Genomic DNA, 16,687 nt, shown 5'->3' with positions numbered 1-16,687 from the left:
TTGATTATAATATTGAGAACCTTATGATTGATAATAACTGTTTTACCAATGGGTTATCACGCTATATGATGGTTGCCAATAAATGTCATCATTATTATGTAGGACTCAGCAAACCCATGACCCAACTGCCCACCCTTAGAATACGAACTCGTCGCAAATACTATCGGCTTATTTTTACCGGTCTAATGGCGATGATGATGTCGTTCATTATTTCAGCTGCCCTACTTTTGATAAAAGTAGGACTGATTGATGGGTTCTTTATGGCGTTGATACACTCTTGGGGATTGGCCTTTATCGTGGCGTGGCCGAGCGCTTATATTTGCGCGTATTTAATACAAGAGCACGTTCTGAGCCGTATCGAATTTTATTGAGATAGATAGTGATATCGGCGAGACCGATTTATTGATGCTGATTGCTGATGTTTGATATGTAGACACTGTCTTTAAAATAGTTAGACATCAGACAACCCCTTTAAAATATCATAACTTTCATACAACCTGACCTCATAAAAACAGATAAGATAAGCTACAAAATATTTTTATCTAGAGGGCGCTATGAGTCAACCACGGCGTACTATTGAGCATTTGCTCCAGCAAGGTACTCTCCCTTTCAAGCATGCAAACACGGCAGCCTCTCATCTAGAAGTATTCCCTACTAAGCGAGCTTGGCTGGCGTTCTTTGATAAGGCTTTACTGATTATCGGTGCAATCGCGCTGGTATTATCATTGGTATTTTTCATCGCCTATAATTGGCTCAATATGGGCAAAATGGGTAAATTTGCCTTAGTTGAAGGCGCACTGGTTCTCACCATAGCGTTCTACGTCTCGCTATCATTCAGACGCAAATTCCAGCTAGCACGGCAGCTTTTATTGCTTGTTGCCAGTATCATCACAGGTAGTTTATTAGCCTTATTTGGACAGGTTTACCAAACAGGCGCAGATACGTGGCAGCTGTTTTTTAGTTGGGCGTTATTAATTACTCCATGGGTATTAATTGCCCGTTTTCCCGCGCTCTGGCTATTGTGGCTAGGGTTAATCCATGCCTGCCTGATACTTTATATCGATGTCTCCGCCTTTTTTATCACGGATTACAGTTATCAAGATATTTCCCGCGTGGCAATGCTTACGGTTATCAATTTTATAGCATTTAACTTATGGTTATTATTTTTTGAACGTAAACGCACGTTTAATATCAACGCTTCTGAAGCAGACACTCAAACCAAATCAAGCTTGCACTGGAGCACTTATGTTGTCGGTCTGCTAAGCACCTATTTTATAACCCGCCTCGCTATTATTTATGTCATCAATGACGCTAATACTGCCACATCTTTGATTGCTTTATTAGTCTGGGTAGGCTGGTGCGGCTTTATGGTTTGGCGCTTTTATCAACGTAGGATTAATTTATTGATGCTGACTTACCTGTGTGTCTCGGTGATTACAGTCATTATGTTTTGGGCAGGCAAATGGTTATTAGATGATTGGGAAGCAGGTGGATTTTTATTGTTAGCATTATTATTGATTGCCATGAGTTCGGCAGCGGTAGTTTGGTTGCGAAAAGTAGCACGTTTAGACCACACAAGAACTGTAGCCCATTTGACTATACAATCAGGGGCTGACTATGAATAATAGCGACCGGAATCACACGCTTAAGGAATTACAACAGTTGGGCTTGCTAGATGCTAATGCGATGACTGCTGCAGTTAATAGCGATATCACTGATCAAAATAATAACACTGTCCAAAATAATGCCAGTGACACGCCTTGGTTTATACACTTATTTTTTGGCTTTAGTGGCGTCTTGGCGAGCTTATTATTCATTGGATTTTTAACCTTAATATTGTTTGAAACTGATGTCTTTGACAGCGCTATTGGGATGTTTATTATTGGCATCTTACTAAGTGGCGCAGGTTTAGCATTATTTAAAAATAAGTACACGCGCCGCAGTAATTTTTGGAACAGCTTGGCCTTTGCTATTAGCGCCGCAGGACAGCTATATGTTGTGTTTGCGCTATTTAATAGCGATATAGAGCAACCGCTAAGTATCTGGCTATTTGTGCTGATTCAAATTTTTATGACCCTAGTTATGCCAAACTTCGTTTACCGTTTAGTAAGTAGTACGGTAGCGCTGGGCGGTGTGGTCTATCTGCTCAGCTATTATCAGCTGTCCGAAGTCAGTCTGGGATTATTAGCATTCATCACTATTGTGGCCAACCTACAACGTTATGAGCTATTGCAGCATGTAGCTATAAAATGGCGTTCGGGTGCTTTTGATATCAGTAAAGCACTCAGTTATGCCAGTGCTTTTATACTCCTTATCTTCTCAGTCTATATCGTCGTGGGCGAATACGATCACGACTTTGTGAATAACGATGAAGTTTTCAGCCATAACTATTTCTTAGCACAAGGACTACTGGTACTTGCCAGCTTATACGCGCTCTACCTTATTCTCAAACGTTACGATATCAAGTTACTATCAAAATCTGGTGTTATTATCATCTGCGCTACAAGCATTCTGGGAATAACGTCGATTTATGTTTCAGGATTACTAGCAACCAGCTTGATTGTCGTCATCGCTATAGCCAATAGCCAGCGCATACTATTAGGCGTCGGGATTTTTGCTTTGGTCTGCTACGTGTTTTGGTACTACTATCAACTCGATACCTCCTTACTAGTTAAGTCCGGCTCAATGCTAGTTATTGGCATCGTTATGTTGCTAATGCGTTGGCTGCTGGTCAGTCGCTACTTTGCTCACGACTTATCTTCTTCCGCTACGCTCATTAATAATGAAGCCAGCCAAACCGATAGCGAGGAGCGTTTATCATGACTGATTCTAACCCTGTATCGAAAATGTTGGTTTCGAAAGTATCGGTCTCAAAAGCGTCGTCCGATAAAAATACTGGCTTAAGCAAAACATTAAAACCGCCAGTATCATGGTGGCAAAAGCGAGCCGTTACTATCAGTGTTGCCATGCTCGGTTTGCTATGTATTTTGATTGTTATGAGCATTAATGTCGTGAAATACGAAACCCACCTTGCCACTGGTAAACCAGTATTACTACAACTTGCCCCTGTCGATCCGCGCGGCTTTATGCAAGGGGATTATATGGCGCTCAGCTATGCGTTAGAGCGTGACGTATTGGATGCTTTATCACCAAAACCCCATACTTCGGATTCCGAATTTAATAATTCCGAGCCAAATCCAGATATTTATGAACCCAGCGAAGGCTATGTAATAGTCGCATTAGATGAGCATAATGTTGGACAGTTTGTGCGCTTAGCCGATAGTAGCAATCGCGATGGACTGGCTGCCAATGAAATACCTATTCACTATCGCATTCGCAATGGCAGCGTGCAACTTGCTACCAATGCTTTCTTCTTTCAAGAAGGACATGCTGAGGCATTTGAGGCCGCAAAATACGGTTTATTTCGCGTCAATAATAAAGGCGATCCGCTCCTGACCGACATGGTGAATGGAGAGTTTGAAGTAATTGTGGGTAAAAGTAGCCTAGATGATAAAACGTCGAATTAAATGTTTAAGACTGTAGGTATCATATTCATCATTATCGGCAAGACATGGACAAGCAATAACGTTCCTTAACTAAAGTAACACTGAGGGTTATAGGACAAACTTGTTACTGTTGATAGCTGATGTCTAATGACTGGCTTGGAATGATTAGCGGCTATTAGACATAACCAATTATTCACATTCAATCAAAAAAATTAATAAAGGAATTTATTATGCGTAGCGCAACTTATGACCATTTTGGTAAACCTGCTGAAGTCCTCAGTCTCGGTGACCGCCCTACCCCAGAACCCAAAGCCAATGAAGTCCGGGTCAAAACCATCTTAGCCTCTATTCATAACCATGACTTGTTAACCATTCGCGGACAATACGGCTTTAAGCCTGAACTGCCCGCTATCGGTGGCAGCGAAGCGGTTGGCATAATCGATGCGGTAGGCAAAGATGTCAAAGACTTAAAAGTGGGTCAGCGTGTTTCGGCAGCCAGTGTCCAAGCAACTTGGGCAGAATTCTTCACTGCCTCAGCCGATATGGTATTTCCCATGCCAGACAGCTTAGACCATCAAATGGCAGCCCAGTTAATCGCTATGCCGCTCAGCGCGTTGATGTTGATTGAGTTCTTAGACATGCAAAGTGGTCAATGGGTCATTCATAATGCGGCGAATGGAGCGGTTGGCAAGTCACTCGCTATGCTAGCAGCGGCGCGCGGTGTAAAGACTATCAATCTAGTACGTAATGAAGATGCAATACATGAATTAGAAGCGCTGGATATTAAAAACAGTATCAATACTTCAGATGATGACTGGAAGGATCAAGTAAAGTCGATTATCGGTGATGATAAAATCAGCGCTGCCGTCGATTCTGTTGGCGGTCAAGCCAGTGGCGATTTATTATCATTACTGGGTCATGGCGGGACGTTTGCAGTATTTGGCGCGATGTCAGGCAAGCCAATGATGCTTAATCCTACGGATATAATTTTTAAACAAGCGACTCTAAAAGGATTCTGGGGCAGTAAGCTCAGTCAAGAGATGAGCGTAAAGAACAAGCAGCGCCTAGTTGCAGAGCTTATTGATAGAGCAGTTAGCGGTAAATTACAACTGCCCGTTGAAGCGACTTTTGATCTCGCTGATATTACTAAGGCGGTCGCCGGAGACGTACAGTCAGGTAAAAAAGGTAAAGTATTGTTGAAGCCTTAATTTATCGAAATCGAATAAAAAAAGCTCATGGTTTCATGGGCTTTTTTATTTTAATGATACGAGTAAGCGGTTACTGACAACTCAAAAAAATCTAATAAGGAATATAACTATGTCTAACAACAAAACTTTCAAAGCCTTGGTCGTCGAAGAAACCAGCGACGGTCAATTTAATAAAAGCATCCAAACACGTAACGTCAGCGATTTACCCGAAAACGATTTATTAATCGAAGTGCATTATTCATCATTAAATTTCAAAGATGCCATGTCAGCAGCGGGCAATAAAAGAATTACTAAAAACTACCCGCACACTCCTGGTATCGATGCAGCAGGCGTCGTGATCAGTGATAAATCTGGTACTTTTAAAGCAGGTCAAGAGGTTGTGGTATTTGGCTATGATTTGGGCATGGATACCGATGGTGGCTTGAGTCAAATGATTTCTATTCCAACCGATTGGGCGCTGCCCTGCCCGTCGTCGCTGACGTTAAAAGAAGCGATGATCTACGGTACAGGCGGTCTCACCGCAGCGTTAAGTGTGCAAAAGTTAGAAAAAATGGGCGCAAAACCAAGCGATGGACCAGTCGCTGTCACTGGCGCAACTGGCGGCGTGGGTAGCATCAGTATCGCTATCTTAAAACAGTTAGGCTACGAGGTTATTGCCTTTTCTGGTAAACCTGAGCAAAGCGAGCACTTGAAAGAATTGGGTGCGAGCGAAGTGCGTCATCGCGATACCATCAATGACATCGGTAACAAACCTATTGGTCGTGAACTATGGGCAAATGCTATCGATACGATAGGCGGCGACTATTTGGCAAACTTACTCAAACAAACCAAAGCGGGTGGCGCGGTTACCAGTTGTGGCTTAGCGGGCGGCGCTGAGCTTTCGATGACGGTCATGCCTTTTATTACTAGAGCAGTTTCTTTATTAGGCATCGATTCGGTCTATATTCCACTGGCTGATAAAAAGGCTATTTGGGAGCGCGTCGCAACCGATATGAAACTGACCAATCTTGAGAGTTATGGTGAAGAGATTACTTTAGAGCAAACGCCTGAATACTTAGATCGATTTATAGATAGTAAAACGGTTGGTCGTTATGTGGTCAATGTTCGGGGTTAGGTTTTTAGTTTAGGAATTAGATTTTGTCAGAAATGGCAGTGCTTCTTTTTGGGGTGCTGCCTTTCTCTTATTAAGATTTTATAGATAAAATTTGCGTTCATTTGCGTTCATTTGCGTTCATTTGCGTTCATTTGCGTTCATTTGCGTTCGCAAAATAAATTTTATTGGTAACCTTGTATACATTTAATTCACTTAAAATGTATTTTATAGAACCTTAGTAACTGTTATTTGCTTCTTAGCAGGGAACTAGCGTCCATTACACATCACCTTGGAAGTCACAACATGTCAGGTTCAGTTCGTATGTTCAATTACAGATTTATCGACAGAAAACTTTCTGATTGGGAACTACAAGCTCTGTGCTGGGCTATTGTTCATAACACTCTATTTGATCCGTTACCTAAAACAAGGCAGCTCATTAAGCCCATACCTGAAAAGCGATTTAAACTTGGTACCGTTCCACAAGAATCTATAATCAAACTTGGCAAGAAAGAGTACATTGACTCATTTTTTGAGAGCGGCATGCTTCAGCTTGGATCTTATTCCTATTACAACAAATTTAATCATTCTGAGATCGGTGATAGCAAAGAAGGCATCGTTACATTGTTAGCCAAAACACCATCTGGTGTCATTGGCGGCACGTATGGGTCAGGATACAACCAACATATATTCTGTGCATCTTTGGGAAATCCAGACCGAAAAACCATGGAAAGGTTTGGTTATGATTCTGGCTTTGTTGTTAATGACCCGATAGGATTTTCTAATGCTATTGCTGAATCCATCGGGGCAGTTTCACATACTTTTAGCAGATGCTTATATCGTCCTCATAAAGCCGTTCTAGGGTTTCCAAGGAAAACTATAAACCCCCATATAATCTCGCATCAATCCGCAGAAATCGTTAATGCGGCAAAGCACTTCATTAAGCCAGAGCGTTACTCACACCAAAAAGAGTTTAGATTTTTGTGGGAAATGCCATCAGACCTCAGCGGATCAGAAGTTATTGACTGTTCTTCGGCAATACAATACTGCTCTCCATTATCACTAAATGACCTCAGTTAACCTCTTAATTGTTCATAACTAATCTTTTATAGTATATTTTCAAGTAAACACGTTTAAATATTTTCAACCAAAAAAGCACCCAACAAGTTGAGTGCTTTTTTATCGCTATATTGAACTAATCTAATTATCGGTTAATCGTATATCAATTCGAAAGATTTGAGTAGCGAAGAAAACGAGTAATAGCGCTACATCAAGTAGGCTAAACGAGTTTGACAACGCTAATCAGATTTTTAGTTTGATATTATTCCCACTCAATCGTCGCTGGTGGCTTGCTCGACACATCATAAGTCACCCGTGACACTTCTACGATCTCATTCATAATACGATTAGACACCGTTTCAATCAAGTCATACGGCAGATGCGCAAAGCGCGCGGTCATAAAGTCCACAGTCTCAACGGCACGTAGCGCAATCACCCACGCATAGCGGCGACCATCACCGACCACGCCGACCGATTTAATCGGTTGGAATACCGCAAACGCTTGCGCCGTCTTCTCATACCAGCCTGACTTTTCTAACTCTTCCATAAAGATAGCGTCAGCTGCACGTAAAATATCAGCAAATTCTTTAGTCACTTCACCCAAAATGCGCACGCCCAAACCAGGTCCTGGGAACGGATGACGATTAATCATCTTCGCAGGTAATCCAAGTGTAAGACCCAGTTTGCGAACTTCATCTTTAAACAAATCACGTAACGGTTCAACCAATTCAAAGGCCAAATCATCTGGCAAACCACCAACGTTATGATGGCTCTTAATCACATGCGCTTTACCTTGATGTGACTTCGCTGATTCAATCACGTCAGGATAAATTGTACCTTGCGCTAAGAACTCAACGACTTTGCCATCGCCCTGCTCGCTCACTTGACGGGCGCTCTCAGCGAAGACATCAATAAAGGTCTTACCAATAATTTTACGTTTGGCTTCAGGGTCAGACTCGCCAGCCAATGCGGTTAAGAATAGCTCTTCGGCATCAACACGAATAACTTTAACGCCCATATTCTCAGCGAATACTTGCATCACTTGGTCGCCTTCATGCAGACGGAGCAGACCAGTATCGACAAACACGCAAGTCAGCTGATCGCCAATGGCTTTATGCAATAGTGCCGCGACGACTGAACTATCGACACCGCCTGATAAACCTAGCAATACTTGCTTATCACCGATTTGCTTTTGCAATTGTTCAATACGCATATCGATAATATTGTCAGACGTCCAGCTACCAGCGCAGCCAGCAATATCATGGACAAAACGACCAAGCAACGCAGAACCTTGCGCGGTATGAGTGACTTCAGGATGGAACTGGAGACCATAATAATGGCGCGACTCATCAGCCATAATCGCAATCGGACAGCTTGGGGTACTGGCAACGACATCGAAGCCTTGTGGCAAATCAATGACTTTATCACCATGACTCATCCAAACATTGAGCTTACCAGCGGCATCTTCGATACCGTCTGTCAGCTCAGATTTGCTATCGATATTAATAGTCGATGCGCCAAACTCATGGATGTCGCTAGCGTGAACTTTGCCACCGAAGCGCTCTGCCATCGCTTGCATACCGTAGCAAATACCTAATACCGGTACGCCTAAGTCAAACACGGCATCGTTAATGCGTGGGCTGTTTTCGGCGTGTACGCTCTCAGGGCCACCCGATAGGATGATGCCTTTTGCGCCAAAATCAATAATGCGTTGAGTGTCGATATCATAGGGGAACATCTCACAGAATACGCCAGAATCGCGTACACGGCGGGCGATGAGCTGGCTGTACTGAGAGCCAAAATCGAGGATTAAGATGCGGTCTTCTTTGATAGTAGGCGTGGCAGCATTGGGCGTAGTGGCGGTTGTCATGAATAGGTGTCCATCAAGAAATAATTTGGTAGTCTATTTTAACAAGTTTAGGCAGGATAATGGCGGTTAGATGTTCAATTATCATGGTTATTTTAGTTGAACAAAGAATTATGGGTAGAATGGACAGAACAGTTGTAGCGCTTACTCTAACGCCAGTTATACCCTTTAACATCAGTTATATTAATTATCCTACATCTTGTCATAAGAAATAAATAACTTGGACAACTCCTTGAGCACAAACGGAATAAGCGATAGCCCGAGCACAATTAGCCAATCTTGTATGCTTAAGGGCTGAACCTTAAAAGCATTCGCCAACAATGGCACACTAATGATAACTATTTGCAGGGCCAAGCCAAATATCACCGCAGCAACTAGATAAGGATTTGAGAACAGTCCTATTTTAAAAATAGACTTAGACCCATGGCGCATCGCAAAAGAGTAAAACAACTGCGAGCTCGCCAGCACCAAAAAAGTCATGGTTCTAGCATGAGTTAATGCACTTTCAGGAATGTTATCTTGACCTAAATGATAACCCTCTTCACTCAGCCCAATATAAAAAGCTACTAACGCCAAAGCCCCAATCAACAACCCACCTATAACCACTCTGAATCCCGCACCACCAGCAAAAAAGCTCTCTTTTGAGTCACGTGGTTTTTCATTCATGACATCCTTGTCTGACTTATCAACGCCCAGGGCAATGGCAGGGAATGTATCAGTAATTAAATTAATCCATAAAATTTGGGTAGCTAAAAGTGGTAGCGGCCAAGCGAATATAATGGCGGCTAAAATAGTAATGACTTCGCCAAGGTTACAAGACAAAAGATAGAGGACGGACTTTTTAATATTTTTATAAATATTTCGTCCTTCTTCAATAGCATGAACGATAGTGGTAAAGTTATCATCGGTCAAAATCATGTCACTGGCACCCTTGGACACATCAGTGCCAGTAATGCCCATCGCCACCCCAATATCCGCGGCCTTTAGCGCAGGCGCGTCATTCACCCCATCGCCAGTCATCGATACGATATTGCCATGCGACTGTAATGCTTTAACAATGCGCACTTTATGCTCAGGGCTGACCCGAGCAAATACTCGGTAGTTAAGAATGTCTTTGTTAAAGGTCTCATCAGACATTTGGTCGATATCAGAGCCCGAGATGGCTTGCTGTCTCTCTGATGCCATGTCCAATTGCTTAGCAATCGCAAAGGCAGTATCGGCATGGTCACCGGTAATCATAATGGCGGTAATGCCCGCTTTTTTGGCCTTAGCAATAGAGTCCTTAACCTCTACTCGCGGCGGGTCCATCATCCCGACAATCCCCATGAAAACTAAATTGGTCTCCATCGCCTCGGTATCGATAACGTCATCAACATTTTTATAAGCCGCTGCGAGCACTCGTAACGCCTTTTCTCCCATCACTGTTGCTGCTTGAAGAAACACCTCTTTGTGGGCATCGGTAATTGCCACTTCCTTGCCATTATCCAAAACATAGGTACAAAGTGGCAAAAGCTGGTCAATTGCTCCTTTTACATGCACTCTGTATCCGTTGCCCCTCTGATTTAAAGTAGACATCAGCTTACGCTCAGAATCAAATGGGCACTCTTCGATACGCGGGTACTGCTCTTCCTCTTTTGGTTTGATTAAGCCCGCTTTTTTTGCATAAGTGATTAGCGCAATTTCGGTTGGGTCACCAATCTCCTCTTCCCCCTCAATCGACGCGTCATTACATAGTAAAAAACTATAAGCCATCAATTGCTCATCGCTATTCAACTCAACCGCCGCCGTATTTCCAGATGACTCATTTTCTACAGATGTTTCGGTTGTTTCAGCTTTATCAACAGCTACTTTATGACCCGTTAAAGTGAAATGCTCAATCACACTCATACGGTTTTGGGTGAGCGTTCCTGTTTTATCCGAGCAAATAATATTGACCGACCCCAGTGTCTCTACCGCCGGTAGTTTTTTGATAATGGCGTTAATTTTTGACATCCGAGTCACGCCAATCGCCAGAACGATCGCCACAATGGCAGCCAGCCCCTCTGGAATCGCCGCGACCGCCAAACTAATTGCAATTAAAAACATATCGAACGGGTCTCTACCCTGAAACCAACTGATGAGCAAAACAACAACCGACACCCCAATCGCCATCAAGCCAAGCACTTTCCCTAGCTCATCCAAGCGTTTTTGCAATGGCGTTTTAGTGTCAGGCTCATTGTCTAAAATGCTGGCAATCCTGCCCATTGCAGTTTGCATGCCAGTGGCGATAACCACTCCTTCCCCGCGACCATAAGTGGCCGTGGTTGAACGAAATGCCATATTGCGACGGTCACCAATATTCGCCCGCTCATCCTCAATAACTGCGCGCGCTTCTTTATGGGTAGGCACTGACTCGCCCGTTAGTGCAGATTCCTCAATTTGTAGGTTGGATGACTCCGTTAAACGTAGGTCAGCAGGAATAAAACGTCCCGCATCAATGATGACCACATCGCCTAGTACCAGCGCTTCAGAATCAATCTCTTGATCTATCCCCTCTCGTCTAACGATAGTTTTTGGATTGGACATTTTTTGCAATGCTGCAATGGCTTGCTCGGCTTTGTATTCTTGTACCACACCAATAATGGCGTTGATCAATACCACTGACAAAATAATGATACTGTCTGCATATTCACCAATAATAAAGGTAATAACCGTCGCCGCTAGTAACACATAAATCAAGGCGTCTTTTAATTGAGCAAAAAACGTTACCACGAGGCTTTTCTTTTTCTTACCCTCAATTTTGTTTTTGCCATATTCCTTTAGGCGTTCCGCAGCTTGCTGATAGCTCAGTCCAGAGGATAGGGTAACGTCCAGCTCATCTACCACTTGCTCCTTAGTTTTGTTATGCCACATGGTTGCCTCACCCATCTTTGCTACTGTCTGTTGATCGCTATTTTATGTTAAAAACCATCTTTAACAGGCTGCTCTCTTATAATACTAGATAAAAGTAGAATATATTCAAGAAGAAGATAAGTTTTTGATTCCAAAATCTCAGTCAGATATTAATAATGGTAACCCTTATTTTAAACTCCAAATTTTTCAAAACTTAGAGTTTTCTAATTACCTTTAAACTGAGCCTCACGCCTCTCAACCATCGCCATCACACCTTCTTTCGCATCTTCTGAATAAAATAGCGGTGGTAGATAGCTATGAATGTTAGCCAATGCAGAAGCAGCGCCATTACGACTGGCATCTTGTGCTGAGGACAGTAATGCTTGTACGCCAAGCGGTGCCGACTGGCAAATCTCTTGCGCTATAGTCAGCGCACGCTCGTATTCTTCGCCATTTTCGACCACTTCACTCACTAGATTCAGTCTCTCAGCAGTCTGTGCATCGAATGCTTTGCCTGTTAATAGATATGGCATGGCTTTTTGCCAACCAGCGGCAGCGACAAAGCGTACCGTCGCCCCACCAAACGGCATGATACCGCGCTGTACTTCCATTTGTGCAAAGTTGCAATTGTCACTAGCGATGACGACATCGCTGTTTAACATCAGCTCAATCCCAGCGGTAAAACAAGTGCCTTTTACCGCAACGACGATAGGTTTAGAGCGCAATTTACCACTAATGCCCCACGGATCGATTTGACTGTCATCAAACTCAAACGCGCCTTTATCCCATTTATCCTGTAGCTCCATCAAGTCCAGCCCAGCAGTGAAGTGTTCGCCGTGAGCGAAGATTAGCGCACAGCGTAGATTGGCATCATTATCATAACGAGTAAGTGCTTCGGAGAGCTGCGCAATCATATGGCTGTCAAAAGCATTACGTTTGTCCGCGCGATTAAAACCAATTAGGCAAATGTGGTCTTGGATTTCATAAGTGATACGGTCATTAGTAGTGGTCATAGCGTTATCCTTTTGGGTTTATTATTGTTATATAGCGAGTTGCTCTAAAGTCAGCTCTCTTTCAATATAGACACCCATCTGCCACAACGCAAGCAAGTTGGTTGCCTTTATTACTTAGCCTTTATAATCCAACAATATCCGAATGGCATGACGCTAAATCTGCTACACTTACCTGTTATATCCACACATCGTAAGCCCCACACTATGACAAGTAAGCCCATGACCAGCAGACCTACTACCAGTAATCATAAAAACAGATCTCCAGCGTCAATTAAAAAATTAGGAAAGCTACATCCGCGCAATCCGCATCAAGGTCGCTACGACTTTGCCGTATTGACTCGCGCATTGCCTGAACTTGCGGAGCATACCATTACCAATCCTAATGGCGAGCCAACCATTAATTTCTCTGACCATCAAGCCGTCCGTGTGCTCAATCAGGCGCTGTTGGCTCATTATTATGGCGTTAAGTTTTGGGATATTCCAGCAGGCTACCTGTGCCCACCGATTCCAGGACGCGCTGATTACATTCATTATATTGCTGAGTTGCTCGCACAAACGACGCACGTTAATGAAGACAACACGCCGCCAACGGGTAAGCAAATTCATGCCCTTGATATTGGTACTGGTGCCAGTGCAATTTACCCGATTGTCGGCAGTCAAAGTTATGGTTGGCGTTTTACAGCTACCGATATTGACCCGATTTCAGTGAATACCGCAGCGCTTATTTGTGAAGCCAATCCCAAGTTAAAAAGTGCGGTTAAAGTAAAGTTGCAGCCCAATCCTAAGCATATCTTTACTAATATTATCGGTCGCCAAGATTATTTTGATGTGGTCGTTTGCAACCCTCCATTTCACGCTTCACTTGAAGAAGCGATGGAAGCCAACAGCCGTAAGCAAAACAATCTACAAAAGCACCGTGCTAAGAATGACAAAGTGAATCAAAGCTCGTCCAAATCTGGTGATGCCACGCAAAATCTAAATTTCGGTGGCCAGCATAAAGAATTGTGGAGTGAGGGCGGAGAGATTGCCTTTTTGACTAAGATGGCAAAAGAGAGTCAAAATTTTGCAGAGCACGTTGGCTGGTTTACTACTCTAGTATCAAAATCTGAAAATATTAAGCCGTTACAGCTATTATTAAAGCAACTTGATGTCGCACAAATGCGCATCATTGAGATGAGTCAGGGTCAAAAAAATACCCGCATATTGGCATGGCGTTTTGATACTGACGAAGAATAGTAACCGCAGTTATGAATAGTCAAAGTTTCACGTGAAACAAAAATACCGCCTTGGAATCCAAGACGGTATTTTTTATAACTAATTAGAAACTATCACTTAAAATTATCGTAGAAAGCTAGATATCTAAATTAGATACCGTTAGCGCGTTTTCTTCGATAAAGATACGACGAGGTTCGACATGATCACCCATTAGGCAAGTAAACATATGGTCAGCGGCGATAGCATCTTCAATCGTGACCCGTAGCATGCGGCGATTTTCGGGATCCATAGTGGTGTCCCAAAGCTGATCCGCGTTCATCTCACCCAGCCCTTTATAGCGCTGAACCGAGAGACCACGACGCGCCTCTAACATCATTTGTTGCCATAAATAGTCAAAATCGCGTACCGGAATATCTTTATTAATACCGCCACTGCTCTCACGGCGGATAAAGGCACTGTCATCTAACAAGGTATTCCACTCGCTCGATAAGCGCAATAGACGCGAATATTCACCCGAGTTGATAAAGCTGGCATCGAGTAAATAATGATGTGCCAACTGATGCACATAGACAGTCACGCGTGGTAACCATTGTGCTTTAGTCGATAGCATATCGCTATTTTCAGTCTCGTTTTCAGTTCCTGTTTCAGTATTAATATCAGTATCAAGTTCAGCTTCTACTGGTTGCGGCTTCATACCCAGCAAGTCTGCGGTTACGGCATCAATAACTTTAGGCGTAGGTGCATGGATATTAATCAGTTCAATCTCAGGATATAAATCACTACCGAAGTGATCCAGCTGGGTCTGTAGGGTGTCTTTCCATGCTTGCATCTCAGATAGATCGTAAGTCATATCTGTCGTAAGCTTCGGCGTATGGGTCAACGCATCTAACAACACCGCAGGATAACGAATTTGCAAACGCGATTTGATCAGCTGAGTTTGGTTATAATCGTTGAGCAGCGTCTCTAACGCTTGTCCGGTAATCGCAGGCGCATCAGCACTGATATGTAGCTTGGTATTATCAATGGTGGAGGATAATAAATAGGCTTTTAGTGCTTCATCGTCTTTTAAATACAGCTCTTGACGACCTTTTTTCACTTTATATAGCGGCGGCTGAGCGATATAAATATAACCACGCTCAATCAACTCAGGCGTTTGGCGGAAGAAAAAAGTCAATAGCAAGGTTCTAATATGCGAACCATCAACGTCCGCATCAGTCATGATGATGATTTTATGATAGCGTACTTTATCAGGGTTGTATTCATCAGGACCAATGCCACAGCCAAGGGCAGTAATCAAATTACCGACTTCTGCTGAAGACAACATCTTGTCAAAGCGCGCACGCTCAACGTTAAGAATCTTACCTTTTAGCGGCAAAATTGCTTGAGTTTTACGGCTACGACCTTGCTTAGCTGAACCGCCAGCAGAGTCCCCTTCCACGATATAAAGCTCTGATAATGCCGGATCTTTTTCTTGGCAATCTGCAAGCTTACCCGGTAAACCCGCGATGTCTAATGTGGTCTTACGACGGGTCATCTCACGCGCTTTACGCGCCGCATCTCGTGCTCGTGCTGCATCAATAATCTTGCCAGCAATAGCTTTACCAGCGCTTGGGTTCTCTTGCAGATAGTCGTTAAACTTATTGTGCATTGCCGATTCGACAGCCGGTTTTACTTCACTTGATACCAGCTTGTCTTTGGTTTGGCTAGAGAATTTTGGATCAGGTACTTTAACGGAGACAATCGCCGTTAAACCTTCTCGCGCATCATCACCCGTCGCGACGACTTTCTCTTTTTTGAATAAATTTTCGCGGTCCATATAAGTATTTAGACAACGCGTTAACGCGGAGCGAAAGCCGGATAAATGAGCCCCACCATCACGCTGCGGAATATTATTGGTAAAGCACAGCACTTTTTCGTTATAAGTATCTGTCCACTGTAGCGCCACTTCTACGCTAATACCGTCATCTTGATTACTGATGAAATGGAACACCTCATTGACGCTATCTTTGCCCGCATTAATGTAGCTGACAAACTCTGATAAGCCTCCTTTGTGCTCAAACTCGTGACGCTTATCAATACGCTCATCAGTTAAAACAATGCGTACACCGGAGTTTAGAAACGACAGCTCACGCAAGCGTTTGGCCAAAATATCATATTCAAAGATAGTCCCTGTGAATACATCAGTACTCGGATAAAAGCGTATTTGGGTACCGGTTTTATCGGTCGCTTCCATCTGCTGAATGTCACCATCAGGCACGCCATCAGTATAGGTTTGCTGATAATGATGGCCTTCGCGCCAGATGTTCATCTCTAGCTTTTTAGACAAGGCATTGACCACTGAGACACCCACACCATGCAGACCGCCTGAGACTTTATAGCTGTTGTCATCAAACTTACCGCCAGCATGTAGTACCGTCATGATAACTTGCGCGGCGGATACACCTTCTTCTGGATGGATATCTACAGGGATACCGCGGCCGTTATCCATGACGCTTACCGATTCATCATCATGGATAACGATATCAATCTGGTCACAATGATTGGCGAGCGCCTCATCGATAGAGTTATCCACCACCTCAAACACCATATGATGCAGACCGGTACCATCGTCAGTATCACCAATATACATCCCAGGACGCACGCGTACCGCCTCCAATCCGCGCAAGACGCGAATATCTTTGGAGCTATAATCGGACTGGTTATTTTCAGGGGCAATCGTCTGAGCCGTGCTGTCTACTGCCAGCTGCTCGTTGTCGATAGGTAATGACTCACTCATGTGCATTCCTTAATCTAGCCATAATCAGCTATTTATCACGAGCACACCACTACGGCGCGACATCATGACGTTATCCTAAACT

At 43.5% G+C, this 16,687-nt stretch carries 12 protein-coding genes; 8 read left to right on the top strand and 4 right to left on the bottom strand.

The features are described 5' to 3' along the window. Positions 1 to 23 precede the first annotated feature (23 nt). From AAEY88_RS09330 to AAEY88_RS09300, 7 genes are all read left to right on the top strand, one after another. Positions 24 to 371: a DUF2798 domain-containing protein gene (locus AAEY88_RS09330; protein ID WP_350561720.1), complete on the top strand. Its 348-nt coding sequence runs from the start codon at positions 24 to 26 to the stop codon at positions 369 to 371. Between the two features lie 183 nt (positions 372 to 554). Next, positions 555 to 1,625: a DUF2157 domain-containing protein gene (locus AAEY88_RS09325; protein ID WP_350561718.1), complete on the top strand. Its 1,071-nt coding sequence runs from the start codon at positions 555 to 557 to the stop codon at positions 1,623 to 1,625. Further along, positions 1,618 to 2,823 (top strand): DUF4401 domain-containing protein, encoded by a 1,206-nt coding sequence (locus AAEY88_RS09320; RefSeq protein WP_350561716.1) that lies wholly within the window; start codon positions 1,618 to 1,620, stop codon positions 2,821 to 2,823. The genes AAEY88_RS09325 and AAEY88_RS09320 overlap by 8 nt, the downstream gene beginning before the upstream one ends. Further along, the gene (locus AAEY88_RS09315; RefSeq protein WP_350561714.1) at positions 2,820 to 3,527 is read left to right on the top strand and encodes a GDYXXLXY domain-containing protein; all 708 of its coding nucleotides are present in this window, start codon (positions 2,820 to 2,822) and stop codon (positions 3,525 to 3,527) included. Before AAEY88_RS09320 ends, AAEY88_RS09315 begins: the two co-directional genes overlap by 4 nt. Positions 3,528 to 3,736: 209 nt before the next feature. Further along, positions 3,737 to 4,714, top strand: a complete 978-nt coding sequence (locus AAEY88_RS09310) for a zinc-binding dehydrogenase (RefSeq protein ID WP_350561712.1) — start codon at positions 3,737 to 3,739, stop codon at positions 4,712 to 4,714. 109 nt (positions 4,715 to 4,823) lie between these two features. Next, positions 4,824 to 5,828, top strand: coding sequence for an oxidoreductase (locus tag AAEY88_RS09305; RefSeq protein ID WP_350561710.1), 1,005 nt, complete (start codon positions 4,824 to 4,826; stop codon positions 5,826 to 5,828). A 282-nt stretch (positions 5,829 to 6,110) separates the two neighbouring features. Beyond that, positions 6,111 to 6,884 carry a hypothetical protein gene (locus tag AAEY88_RS09300; RefSeq protein WP_350561708.1) on the top strand — a complete coding sequence of 258 codons (774 nt, stop codon included), beginning with the start codon at positions 6,111 to 6,113 and terminating at the stop codon, positions 6,882 to 6,884. 241 nt (positions 6,885 to 7,125) lie between these two features. Here the strand turns inward: AAEY88_RS09300 and guaA are convergent, their stop codons facing one another. From guaA to AAEY88_RS09285, 3 genes are all read right to left on the bottom strand, one after another. Next, a complete protein-coding gene (gene guaA / locus AAEY88_RS09295) occupies positions 7,126 to 8,733 on the bottom strand; it encodes a glutamine-hydrolyzing GMP synthase (RefSeq protein WP_350561706.1) in 1,608 nt (535 codons plus the stop codon). Between the two features lie 189 nt (positions 8,734 to 8,922). Continuing rightward, positions 8,923 to 11,622: a cation-translocating P-type ATPase gene (locus tag AAEY88_RS09290; protein ID WP_350561704.1), complete on the bottom strand. Its 2,700-nt coding sequence runs from the start codon at positions 11,620 to 11,622 to the stop codon at positions 8,923 to 8,925. A gap of 203 nt (positions 11,623 to 11,825) precedes the next feature. After that, on the bottom strand, positions 11,826 to 12,614 hold the full coding sequence (locus AAEY88_RS09285) for a crotonase/enoyl-CoA hydratase family protein (RefSeq protein WP_350561702.1): 789 nt from the start codon (positions 12,612 to 12,614) through the stop codon (positions 11,826 to 11,828). Positions 12,615 to 12,818: 204 nt separating this feature from the next. Between AAEY88_RS09285 and rlmF the strand changes: the two genes are divergently transcribed. Then, positions 12,819 to 13,850, top strand: coding sequence for a 23S rRNA (adenine(1618)-N(6))-methyltransferase RlmF (gene rlmF / locus AAEY88_RS09280; protein WP_350561700.1), 1,032 nt, complete (start codon positions 12,819 to 12,821; stop codon positions 13,848 to 13,850). A 115-nt stretch (positions 13,851 to 13,965) separates the two neighbouring features. Here the strand turns inward: rlmF and gyrB are convergent, their stop codons facing one another. Further along, positions 13,966 to 16,587, bottom strand: coding sequence for a DNA topoisomerase (ATP-hydrolyzing) subunit B (gene gyrB / locus AAEY88_RS09275; RefSeq protein WP_407074449.1), 2,622 nt, complete (start codon positions 16,585 to 16,587; stop codon positions 13,966 to 13,968). Positions 16,588 to 16,687 lie beyond the last annotated feature (100 nt).

Source organism: Psychrobacter sp. CAL346-MNA-CIBAN-0220, assembly GCF_040309805.1.
Lineage (GTDB): Bacteria > Pseudomonadota > Gammaproteobacteria > Pseudomonadales > Moraxellaceae > Psychrobacter.
Note: the sequence above shows the minus strand (reverse complement) of the source record. Positions and strands in the feature narration are given on the sequence as shown.